Annotated in this window: 6 protein-coding genes; 3 read left to right on the top strand and 3 right to left on the bottom strand. The window is 55.4% G+C overall.

The features are described from left to right. Positions 1–811 precede the first annotated feature (811 nt). From A1830_RS15445 to A1830_RS15435, 3 genes are all read left to right on the top strand, one after another. The gene (locus tag A1830_RS15445; protein ID WP_067708086.1) at positions 812–2,272 is read left to right on the top strand and encodes a beta-barrel assembly-enhancing protease; all 1,461 of its coding nucleotides are present in this window, start codon (positions 812–814) and stop codon (positions 2,270–2,272) included. A gap of 233 nt (positions 2,273–2,505) precedes the next feature. Further along, positions 2,506–3,069 (top strand): Ail/Lom family outer membrane beta-barrel protein, encoded by a 564-nt coding sequence (locus tag A1830_RS15440; protein WP_067708083.1) that lies wholly within the window; start codon positions 2,506–2,508, stop codon positions 3,067–3,069. Positions 3,070–3,731: 662 nt separating this feature from the next. Next, a complete protein-coding gene (locus A1830_RS15435; RefSeq protein WP_231877647.1) occupies positions 3,732–9,689 on the top strand; it encodes an autotransporter outer membrane beta-barrel domain-containing protein in 5,958 nt (1,985 codons plus the stop codon). A 20-nt stretch (positions 9,690–9,709) separates the two neighbouring features. Here the strand turns inward: A1830_RS15435 and hda are convergent, their stop codons facing one another. The 3 genes from hda to upp all read right to left on the bottom strand — a co-directional run bounded on the left by hda (position 9,710) and on the right by upp (position 12,486). Continuing rightward, positions 9,710–10,417, bottom strand: a complete 708-nt coding sequence (gene hda / locus A1830_RS15430) for a DnaA inactivator Hda (protein WP_067708076.1) — start codon at positions 10,415–10,417, stop codon at positions 9,710–9,712. 83 nt (positions 10,418–10,500) lie between these two features. Then, positions 10,501–11,784: a uracil permease gene (gene uraA / locus A1830_RS15425; protein WP_067708073.1), complete on the bottom strand. Its 1,284-nt coding sequence runs from the start codon at positions 11,782–11,784 to the stop codon at positions 10,501–10,503. Positions 11,785–11,859: 75 nt separating this feature from the next. Beyond that, positions 11,860–12,486 carry a uracil phosphoribosyltransferase gene (gene upp / locus A1830_RS15420; RefSeq protein ID WP_067708070.1) on the bottom strand — a complete coding sequence of 209 codons (627 nt, stop codon included), beginning with the start codon at positions 12,484–12,486 and terminating at the stop codon, positions 11,860–11,862. Positions 12,487–12,544 lie beyond the last annotated feature (58 nt).

Genomic DNA, 12,544 nt, shown 5'->3' with positions numbered 1-12,544 from the left:
CACTCAGGACAAGGAGCCAAACGGCTGATAAATAAAATAAGCAGGAATTCGCAAAACCTCTGCCGTAAAAGAGATATACCACAGCAATAACGGAATGTTTGCAGTGGTTTATTCTGCGAATTTGCCGCTGGTTACAGGATGAAACACCTGATGCGTCTTCATTACTTATAAAATAACTAGTTTCAGCGCAGACATTAAAAATAGCCGTCCCGCCTGTAAAATGAGCGCAGGTATCGGACTCTGGTAATGACTTAGCGAATATCAGTGAATAGAAAAGGGTAGAATAGAAATAAACGGATCTGTTTTCCTTTTTTTATAGTAACGTGCTGGATCGATAAATTTAAGACTCAGCAAAATAATCAGTAGATTTACTTAACATTTTGATGCCAGTAAAGACCTGTCCGGCGAAAGCTTTTCAGACTTTACCTAATCAAACTTCATGCCATCATCAAATTAATTGAATAAATTTACCTAACTTTAATTTCGTTCCGCGTGTACCCCGCATTTTCTCCCCTCTTTACACCAGGTAAACTACCCTGTCGGGATGATGATACCCCTGGCCTACCGAGGATGACAGGCTAGCGCCTGGGGCACAGGCGGCATCCGACGCCCACCTGCCTCAACCTGTTCAAATTTTTCCATGCAAAAAAGGGCCTTTTGAACATTTTGCTTACTTTATTGTTCCCGCTGGCCGTTTCCTTCTCGTTTCACCTTCATTTACTATAGATTGATGTCACGATTGCCGGATGGTCGCCGCAAAGCAAGCTATCCGTTTCCGGCCACGCCGAGCTTCATTGCGATGAGATTCAGGATGCTAAACCGTTTTAAACAATGCGCGATTGCGTCGTTACTGTTATCACTCTCAGCCACCGCTGTTCCTGCGTCAGCCGACATCAGCGACAATCTGCCTGAAATCGGGACCACGGCGGGCAGTACGCTGTCGATTAACCAGGAGCTGGCGATGGGCGATTTCTACGTTCGCCAGCTGCGCGGCAGTACGCCTTTGATCAATGACCCGCTGCTGAATGATTACATTAATCAGCTGGGACAGCGGCTGGTTGCCCACGCCTGGTCGGTGAAAACCCCGTTTCACTTCTTTCTGGTCGATAACGATGAAATAAACGCCTTCGCCTTTTTTGGCGGCAACGTGGTGCTGCACTCTGCCCTCTTTCGCTACACCGACAACGAGAGCCAGCTGGCCTCGGTGATGGCGCATGAAATTTCCCACGTCACCCAGCGCCATCTGGCGCGGGCAATGGAGCAGCAGCGGCGTGACGCTCCCCTGACCTGGGTGGGTGCACTGGGATCTATTCTGCTGGCGATGGCCAGCCCGCAGGCAGGCATGGCGGCGCTCAGCGGCACGCTGGCGGGATCGCAGCAGGGAATGATTAGCTTCACCCAGCAAAATGAGCAGGAGGCCGATCGGATCGGGATCCAGGTACTGCAACGCGCAGGATTCGATCCCGAAGCGATGCCGGACTTTTTGCAAAAGCTGGCCGATCGCTCACGTTTTTCGTCTAAGCCCCCGGAAATTTTGCTAACCCACCCGCTACCCGACAGCCGGCTTACCGATACGCGCAACCGGGCAAATCAGATGAAACCGGTGGTGGTACAGTCTTCCGAGGATTTTTACATGGCTAAAGTACGTACGCTGGGCATGTATTCACGGGGCGGTAATCAGCTCAGCGACGACCTGCTGGACACGTTAAGCAAGGGCAACAGCCGGGAGCAGACGGCAGCACGCTATGGCAAGGCGGTGCAGTTTTTGCAGGCCAAAAGCTTCGATAACGCGCAGAAAATTATTGCCCCGCTGCTGGCAAAACAGCCGGATAACGTCTGGTATCTGGATATCATGACCGACATTGATATCGGCCTGAAGCAGCCGCAGCGGGCCATTGCGATGCTGCAGGCGGCGCATGCAGCCAGCAGCAACCCGGTGGTTCAGCTCAACCTGGCTAACGCCTATGTGGAAGCAAAACAGCCCGCCGCAGCCAGCAAAATCCTCTATCGCTATACCTGGGCGCATAAGGACGACCCTAACGGCTGGGATCTGCTGGCGCAGGCCTGTGCCGATCAGGGGCTGACGGACGAAGAGCAGGCTGCACGGGCGGAAAGCATGGCGCTAAACGGCCAGTTGGATCAGGCTATTCGCAGCCTCAGCAGTGCTAGCGCCGCCGTACCGCTGGGCAGTCTTAAACAGGCGCGCTATGACGCGCGTATCGATCAGCTGCGAATGCTCCAGCAGCGTTTCCGCCAGTATCAGCGCTCATAAGCATTGAGCGCTGCGCGGATAGCCACCGTGATTGTTTCGTCAGAATTTCAATGGCTGATTAATTGCGCTCACAGGCAGGATAAAATTACCCTTATGATTAAATAATCAATTCAGTGATAATATCACAAATTAATACGGCGTTTATGTCGGTGATATACATGTCGTTTAATTACGGATGGTAAGATGCGTAGCCATGATTAATGCCCCTCTATTTATAACTCATGGTGGAAAGCATGAAAAAAACGACAGGTCTGACCGTCCTTATTGCCGGGCTGATTATGAGTGCAACCGCCATGGCGGATAGCCACAGCATTTCGGTCGGTTACGCTCAGAGTAAAGTGCAGAACTTCAAGAATATGCCCGGCGTTAACCTACAATACCGCTATGAGTGGGACTCGCCGGTGAGTTTACTCACCTCGTTTACCGCGTTACAAAATGACGAGGATGAATCAGGCAACTTCATGGGTATAAAAACCAACGATCATGTTAAAGCGGAATATTATTCTTTGATGGTCGGCCCGGCCTGGCGTCTTAATGATTATATCAGCCTGTATGCACTGGCAGGTCTGTCGCACAGTACGATGGAGCGCAACGCCCGTGATTATGACTACTATGGACATCCGGAACGCATCAACTTTTCCGACAGGTCTAATGCCTTCGCCTACGGCGCCGGCGTTATTTTTAATGTAACGGAGCACGTTACTCTTAATGCGGGCTATGAAGGTTCACGCACGAGCGTTGAAGCGCAAAAACGTTCAGTTAATGGTGTAAACGTTGTAATGGGGTACCGTTTCTGATGAAACAGGCACCCTGCTAATAATTGAATACGTTGTTACATTGCAGGGGCGGCTACAAAAGAGGGTAACACCCATCCCGGATGGTTACCCCATTTCACGCTTCGCTGACTTCGGCAATAAACTTTTTTACTCCCTCCTGACGTTCTCTTTATTTTACAGTGGTCCTAAATCGGTCTCTTCCCGCACGATAACATTATACCTGTGATGACAAAAAAGTTAATTTATCGTACCACTGTAATTTATTTTCACCTCCAGATCGCCTCAAGCCCCCTTCCTCCTTAATAGATAATTTAAAGAAAAAACACTTTCCAATCTGAACAACTCAAATTACTGATAATTATATTTAAAGTTATTTAAAAATATTACAGTCTCACCTTTAATATCATAAGGCTATTCCTAAAGAGCGTTTTTCTCGATAGCGAGCATTAACTGACGATAGACATTTCAGCAGCTAAGTGATGTTATTTCATTCAGCAAAAAGCAATTTTGCGCGTACGAAAATAGTTATTTCTACAAAAAAAACGCCTTAAACATGTCGTTTAACGTCATGTGGGCTTTGTCTTTTCTCTCTGGAGGAAAACACTTTGTTTAAATTAAATCCTGTACTTCTGAGCCTTATCGCTGCGCAAGGTATGTTATTCCCTTTATCAAATGCCTCCGCGGTGGAACTTAAACCCTTCACGCCTGAATTTAACGATAATAAGGTTGGCGCTTATTGCCTGTGCGACGGCAGTACGCAGACGCTAAGCGGTTTACCGCGCTTTACGCCGGGTGTTAGCGGCGAAGTCAGCATCACGCTGGGTGAATTACAGCGCGCCGGCCGCATTCAAAGTGATAATTTAATTGGCAGGGAACGTGTCGACGTGGGTGATAAAAATCTCAGCGTTGGCGTTCCCGATCGCGATAATCCCGATGCCGAATGGACCTCCGTGTCGGTTTATGACAGTGACGGCATCAGGGATTTGACGCCCATCGGTCTTAATACGTCCGTACAAGACTTTGTGGACGTAAATGATGCGCAATATATTGACGCGCGCGTGGCGTCGGTTGGCAACGGCACGCTTAACATAGACATCGGCGAGCACGGTGCTGCGCCCAGCGCCAGTAGCAATAGCTGGTCGATGGCGGCAAAACAGAGCCAGCTATTTTCCGCCACCCGACAGGGGCATCTCAACTGGAATTCAGACAACCGTATCACCTTCACCGCTGCCACAACGCCCTACGACGATCATTCGCTGGCGCTGGAGGATGAGAAAGTTGTCACCTGGGCCGGCATGTTTACCGTCACCGCGCTGGATGGCGGCACCAGCACCTTTAACGTTAACAGCCTGGACGATTTGAAAAATTACAATAACTGGCTAATCGATCAGCTTTCGAACGGCAACCTGCGGGCGAATAGCTATGATACCGAATTCAATAAAGCCTTCTCGTACGGTTACTCTGCCGTCACCTACGCCATGGGAATTAAAAACTATAAGGATGAGATCACGCAGCCGCTGGGGGATCAGGTCGTCATGCGCGCCGATGGCCCCAACGCCAGTGTGAAAATCAATGCTGGTAAAACCCTGGAGGTGCAGGACAGCCACACCGCTGCCGTACGCGCCAGCAATGGTGCAACCGCCATTATTGACGGCAAACTCGCCACCACCGGGCCGATACTCGCGGAAAGCAGTGGCCTGGAGCTGAACACCGGCGCCACCGGGATCAATAACGGTGTGATCAACGGCGGTTTCTTCAATAACGCCGACGGCACGGGGGTGGATACCAGTACGCTGGGCTATACCGATAAGGCCGTGGCCGTGAATGAAGGCAGCCAGTTTACTAATAACGGCGTGATTAACCTCGCCCTCGGTAACAGCTGGGGCAGTAAGGCCATCGGGCTCGACAACGGGAGCGCGATCAATAATGGCAATATTAACGTCGGTATAGCGGATGTGTATAACAGCGGCAATACCCGGGGGACCGGGGTGAATTACGGCTTCGGCGGCTCCTTTATCAACGCTGCGGGCGGCACCATTTATATTGGCCGCACCCCGCAGAATGCGATAACGGATGCCACCAGCGATGTCGCCGTTAATCTGGCCGGAACCGTTGCCGCAATTGACCCTTTCAACGACGGGGAAGCGATCAACGAGGGTCGTATTGTTATCGGATCCAAAGTGCAGAACGCCGTCGGCATACGCATTGATGGGGGAACAGATACCCTGGCGCTTAATGCTGGCGTGATCGATGTGAACGGGCGTGCACAGTCCGGACCCGCAGAAAATATCGCCATGCAGGCCATTGACGCCGGCAGCGGCGGACGGATTGGTAATACCGGCACCATCAACCTGAACGGCGATAACAGCACCGGCATTAAGGTCACTGCCCGAATTGGAAGGACGGCCAGCGTCTACTCCTCCGGTACGATAAATGTTAACGGCGATGCCGATGCCTGGAACGGGACGCGCAACACCGCCGTCTGGGTGACGGGCTTACCGGGACAGTATGGTATACCGGCCGGCAGAGCCAATGCGGATCTCACCGGGCCCATTAATCTGAACGGCGATGCGGCCATCGGTATCCGCGCAGAGGGCTCTGCCACTGTTAACGTCTCACCTGTGGCGGTGCCTAAACTGTCCGGCGGAGACTATCAGATTGCCTTCCTCGCCATCGGTCCGGATGCCAAAATTAACCTGCCCGCTAACCTTAATTACGCCAGCAGCGGCAGGTATTCTACTCTGTTCCGTAATCAGGACGGCGCCGATTTCGATGGCACCGGCCTGACGCTTACCGCCAGCGGGGACGGCTCAACCGCCATTGTCGGCAGCGGTGGCGGGACGGATATCGCCACCCATAACGCGATCCTCAATATCAGCCCATACGGCACTGGCGTGCTGGTTGAGGGGGGTGCGCAGGGCACGATTGATGCCGCAACCCGGTTCAACCTGACGGGCATTAATGCCGTGGCGGCTACGGCCGACGGCGATAAACACGATCTGTCAATGAAGGCCACCAATCCGCCCGCCCAGCCTTACGCCACCACCTCGCTGACTAACCATGCTGCGATAAGCAGTATTTATAGCGGCACGACTGGCCTGCTGGCGCTGAATCAGGCGCAGCTGGTTAACACGGGCAATATCAATTTAGCGGGTGAATCCAGCAACGGGATTATTGCGCGCTATGGCGCTAACGTAACGAACAGCGGCGACATCAGCGTGACCCGCAGTGGTATCGGGCTTTATGCCGACGGTTACCCCTACGTTGGCGACGGCACCACGCCAACGATCATCACCAATACCGGAACGCTAAACGTCATCGGCGGGACAAGCCAGGTGATGTCACCCACCTACGGCGCCATCGCCTACAACTCGCTGGGCCGTATTGACCAGAACGGCACCATCAATCTGTATGGCAACAATGTTGTTGGCGCAAACGCTTTTAACGGCGCCAGGATAAATCTTGGGTCAGAAAGTAATGTGGTGTTTCACGACGCCAACCAGACCGCCTATCAGGTGCAGGACGCAGACAGCAGTATTTATAGCAGCAACGGCGGCAGCATCAACGTCAGCACCGACGGGTCGACGCTCTACCGCGCGACCAATGGGGCTTACCTCTATCCGCTGGTCTCCGCTAACGTTGCGCTGAATGGCGCAAACAGCACCGGTGTGGATGTGTCTGGTGCTAATACTTATGCCTATCGCACCGATAATTATGCCGTTAACGGTGAGGGCGCCACGGCCATACGCGCCAGCTGGGGCGCCCAGGCAATCATCTCTAACCCCATCACGCTGAATGGCAATAATACTCTGGGCGCGAGCAGCAGCGGCGATGAGGCCGATATCTATGCCGCCTCCCTGATTAATGGCGGTGGCACAAATATTACCGCCCTGGACGTGAGCGGTGCCTCCAGAATATTCAATCAGTATCAGGGAAGGGTCGATCTGAGCGGTCCCAGCAGCACCGGCGTGCGCGCGCATGATGGCGGTACATTTATCAACCGTGGCTACGTCCATGTGGCCTCGGGGACCGGCGTAGATATTAGCGCCGGGGATGGCTATTTTGTGCCAACGGATAGCGAGCTGCGGGTGGATGACGGCATCGCCGCGCTGCGCGTTGGCAGCGGCGCCGCCCTGAAGATTTACGGCGACGGCCAGGGTGCCAGCTTTATCGGGGCCGGCGGCGCGGCGGATGCGCTATTGCTGGACAGCGGCGCGCAGTGGCTTGAGGCTAACGATATCATCCTGACTGCCTCGGGAAGCGGCAGCGCCCTTCACAACCGCGCGGGAACGGAGAATATCTCCCTGCAAAACGTCAGGCTCGACGTTCAGGGCGGTACCGGCATTCGCTCCTCACGGTCATTCGATGCGGATGGCAGCGCGTCAGTGATGGTTAACGGCAGCGGTACCGGCTATCTGTTTGCCAGTGAAGATGGCTCCACCACCAGTAACGATCTGCTGATCGGCCCCGGCTACGCCATTGATGTCACCGGCACCGGTACCGGCGTGCGCGCCAATACCAGCGGGCGGGTTGTATCCCAGGGCTCGATTAACATTGCGGACAGCAACGGCGGCTCAGCGATTGTCACCAGCACCGCCAGTGAGGTGCTTAATCAGGGATCTATCACTTCCCAGAGCGTGGCGTCACCGATCATTGACCTGCGCGGTGGCCAGACGGTGTTTATCAACGAAGGCACCATTACCGCACCGAACCCCGACACCGTGGTGGTGGCAGGCGGGGCAACCAATGATGTGATTGCCCTGCTGGACGGTAAGGTGGTAGGGGATGTCGATACCGGCAACGGCACCGACTCCCTGATCATGACCGGCGGCACGCTGAACGGCAGCCTGACCATGGGCACCGGCACCGATAACCAGGCCGTTCTGCAGAAGGTCAGCCTGGCGAACACCGCGCATATCACCACGGCAGGTGGGACGGGCAGCACCCTGACCCTAAGTGATATTGAGGCGCGCGGCGGCTCCTTCGCGGCGGACAATCTCAGCAAGGGTACCAACATCGGCGCGGGATGGAGCACGCTGAACTTCTTCCGCTCCCTGTGGCACTTAACGGACAATATCAAACTGGCGCACAGTACCATCAATATCGACAGCGGTTCGACGCTGTTCGCCGGGGATAACGTCAACCCCGTCCTCCAGGGGGCGACCGGGGATTCACTGATCGTCAATAACGCCGGTACGCTGGATCTGACCAACGGCGGTACGGCGGTGGGCGATACCCTGACCATCGACGGTGACCTGGCCTCGGCGGGTGGCCGCCTGCGGCTCAACTCAAATGCCACGCAGAGTGACACGCTGCGCGTCAACGGTAACGTCAGCGGGACGACGTTTATTGACGAGACCCTGAGGGGCGGCGCGCTGGCCGACACCAACCGCAATGGGGTCGTCGACCCTGCTGAGGGCGTGTCGCTGGCGCAGGTTTCCGGTAACGCCAGCGCGGGAAGTTTTGCACTGCAGCGCGGCTACGTGGCGTCGGGGCCCTGGCAGTACAGCCTCTACAGCTTCGCGCCGGGCAGCAGCGATGCCAGCCAGCGCCAGGTGAATGGCGACGGTAACGCCTTCTGGGATTACCGCCTCGCCAATACCTATGTCTGTGAAGATGGCTCGCTGTGCCAGCCTCAGCCCGGTAACGGCAAAGTGGCGGCGCGTCCGGCAGTCACCCCACAGGTGCCTTCTTACATTTCGGCACCCGTTGGCCTGGCCTATTACCAGCTGGCGGTGACCGACGATCTGCATAAGCGCCTCGGCGAGCTGCGTCAGCAGCAGCGTAACCCGGATGCCCTCGGCGGCGAGATGTTTATCCGCTATCTCGGCTCAAACCTCACCTACCAGAGCAATCGCGGGCTAAGCCAGTATGGTTACGACGTCGACCTCGACTACAGCGCCGTACAGCTGGGCGGCAACCTGCTGAAAATGGACGGCGCGCATGACAGCCTGCGCGGCGGCGTGGCCTATACGCGCGGCAATACGCGTATCCGGCCTCATGCGGCAGATGGCTACAGCTCAACCACCTTCGACAGCGACAGCGTGGCGCTGTACGGCACCTGGCAGCGTGATAACGGCCTCTATCTGGACGGTTCGCTGGCGTGGAACTGGCATCGCGGGGAGACGGATATCGCCCGTGAGAAAAAGGTCGCCTCACCGAAGGGTAACGGCTGGACGGCCTCGCTGGAGTCAGGCTATCCGTTTGAATTCGCTAACGGCGTGCGGCTTGAACCGCAGGCGCAGCTGACTTATCTGCGTCTTAAAATGGACAGTCTCACCGACAGCGATCGTACCCGCGTCTCCTGGGATACTTACGATCAAACCATCGGTCGCGTGGGGGCCAGGCTGGATCGTACCTGGGAAGATGACAGTCAGCGGCAGTACACGCCTTACCTGCGCACCGACTACTATCGTGGCTGGGGCGGCACGGCGAAGGGGAAGGTTGGTTCGACGGAGAGTGATGCCAGCCAGAACTTTAACAGCGGCAAGTTTGGTCAGATGTGGGACGCAGGCATCGGTGGCACCACCACCTTTAAAAACGATGTATCGCTCTATGCCGAAGCCGATTACCGTAAGGAGATCGACGGCAGCGGCGCGAAAGGCTGGCGTTACAATGCGGGCCTTCGCTGGTCATTCTGAGTCGTTAGTATCACGGGCTCTCAGAGATCCAGCGCCTCCTTAACGAAGGGAATCGTTAGCTTGCGCTGGGCACTGATTGAGGCACGATCGAGCTTATCGAGAGTGACAAACAGGGTGCGCATCTCTCTGTCGAGCCTTTTCAATAAAAACCGCCCGACGTCCTCGGGCAGTTCAAACCCACGAAGTCTGGCGCGAAGCTGGAGCGCCTGAAGTTTGTCTTCGTCACAGAGTGGCTGAAGCCGATAGATCTGCCCCCAGTCCAGCCTGGAGGCGAGATCGGCCAGCTTTAAATTCAGCTGACGCGGCGGACGATCGCCAGTGATCAGCAGGCGGGTTCGCCCGGTTTCAAGAATGCGATTGTAGAGATCAAATATCGCCATCTCCCAGAGCTCGTCCCCGGCAATGCATTCAATATTATCAATGCAAATCAGCGACAACTGCTCCATCCCGTCCAGTACTTCCGGAACAAACCAGGTACGCTTATCCAGCGGCACGTAGCCGACGGCCTCACCGCGATCGGAAAGCTCGGCACAGGCGGCGTGCAGCAGATGACTGCGCCCTCCCCCTTCGCGCGACCAGAAATAGAAATAGCTGCCATGCTGCTGATGCAGTGCGCTTTGCAGCGCAGCGATCAGCGACGGATTTTCACCCGGCCAGAAGCTGGCGAACGTTTCGTCATCGGGCAGATAGAGTGGCAGAGAGAGCTGTGCCGGAGTGTTCAGAAGCACCTCAGTATTGATCGGGCAAAATCCGGCGGAAGTTTATCACACCTTCGCAGGGATAATAAACGCAGGCCGCCGTTGCGCCAGGATCAGCGATCGTCGCTATCCTCGGGATCGAGAATGATCTCCTGTGGACGTACCAGGTCGATCGCTTTAAAGATGAGGCTCAGCAGAATACCCACCAGCGTGGCCAGCGCCATTCCCTTTAGCTCCGCCGCCCCAATATGCACGGTGGCCCCGCTAACGCCGATGATCAGAATAACGGACGTCAGGATCAGGTTCTGTGCTTTGTTATAATCCACCTTCGACTCAATCAGTACGCGGATCCCGGAGGTGGCAATCACGCCGTACAGCAGCAACGAGACGCCGCCCATCACCGGTACCGGCACCGCCTGAATCGCCGCCGCCAGCTTACCCACGCAGGAGAGCAATATCGCCAGAATCGCCGCACCGCCAATCACCCAGGTACTGTAGACGCGGGTTATCGCCATGACGCCGATATTTTCTCCATAGGTGGTATTGGGTGTGGATCCGAAGAAGCCGGAAAACACCGTGGATATGCCGTTAGCAAACAGGGAACGATGCAGGCCCGGATCTTTCAGCAGGTCTTTTTTAACGATATTCGCGGTCACCACCAGATGGCCAATATGCTCGGCGATAACCACCAGCGCGGCGGGCAAAATCGTCAGCATGGCAAACCATTCAAAACGCGGGGTATAAAAGGTAGGTAGCGCAAACCAGGGTGCCGCCTCAACCGGTGCCCAGTTAACGACACCCATTGCCCCGGCAAGCCCGTAGCCCACCAGTACCCCGATAAGGATCGGGATAATCGCCAGGAAGCCGCGAAACAACACCGAGCCCAACACCGTCACCGCCAGCGTAACCAGCGAAATAATAATGCTTTTATCGTCAACCGCTGCGCCGCTGGCCGGTAACAGCCCCGCCATGTTAGCCGCCACGCCCGCCAGCTCCAGCCCAATTACCGCCACAATGGCACCCATCGCCGCCGGGGGGAACATCACGTCCAGCCAGCCCGTTCCGGCCTTTTTCACCACCAGCGCCACCAGGCAGAAGAGCACGCCGCAGAGAATAAACCCGCCCAGCGCGACCTCATACCCTAACGGCAGCAGCAGCAGCACCGGCGAGATAAAAGCGAAGCTGGAACCGAGGTAGGCCGGGATTTTGCCTTTACAGATAAACAGATACAGCAGCGTACCGATGCCGTTAAACAGCAGCACGGTGGCCGGATTAATATGAAACAGGATCGGTACCAGTACCGTTGCGCCGAACATGGCAAAAAGGTGCTGAAAGCTGAGAGGAATAGTTTGCAGCAGCGGTGGCCGCTCGCTTACGCCAATTGCGCGACGCGTCATATCTTTACCCTTTCTTTAATTATACCCAATAAAAAGCCGACTCTGCGGTCGGCTTAGCGTTTAATAGCGGCGTACTTATTTAGTACCGAAGATCTTATCGCCGGCGTCCCCGAGCCCGGGAATGATATATCCCTTATCGTTCAGCCCCTGATCCACCGACGCGGTGTAAAGTTCAACATCCGGATGCGCCTTCTCCAGCGCCGCGATACCTTCCGGGGCAGCAACCAGTACCAGCACCTTAATGCTGGTGCAGCCTGCGTTTTTCAGCAGGTCGATGGTGGCGATCATCGATCCGCCGGTGGCCAGCATCGGGTCAACGACCAGCGCCATGCGCTCTTCAATATTAGAGACCAGCTTCTGGAAGTAAGGCACCGGTTCCAGCGTTGTCTCATCGCGATAAACGCCGACCACGCTGATGCGCGCGCTCGGCACGTGCTCCAGTACGCCTTCCATCATGCCCAGACCGGCACGCAGAATGGGCACCACGGTGATTTTTTTGCCTTTAATCTGGTCAATTTCTACCGGGCCATTCCAGCCTTCGATGGTGACCTTTTCGGTTTCTAAATCGGCGGTGGCTTCATAGGTCAGCAGGCTTCCCACTTCCGACGCGAGCTCACGAAAACGCTTGGTGCTTACGTCATGTTCACGCATCAGACCCAGTTTATGTTTGACCAGCGGGTGTGTGACTTCCACGATTTTCATTGTTCTACTCCCGGAGTGTTAAGCTGCAAAAAAAAATCGCGAGATTATAGCGCTATTT

Source organism: Erwinia sp. ErVv1 (assembly GCF_900068895.1).
Taxonomy (GTDB): domain Bacteria; phylum Pseudomonadota; class Gammaproteobacteria; order Enterobacterales; family Enterobacteriaceae; genus Erwinia.
Note: the sequence above shows the minus strand (reverse complement) of the source record. Positions and strands in the feature narration are given on the sequence as shown.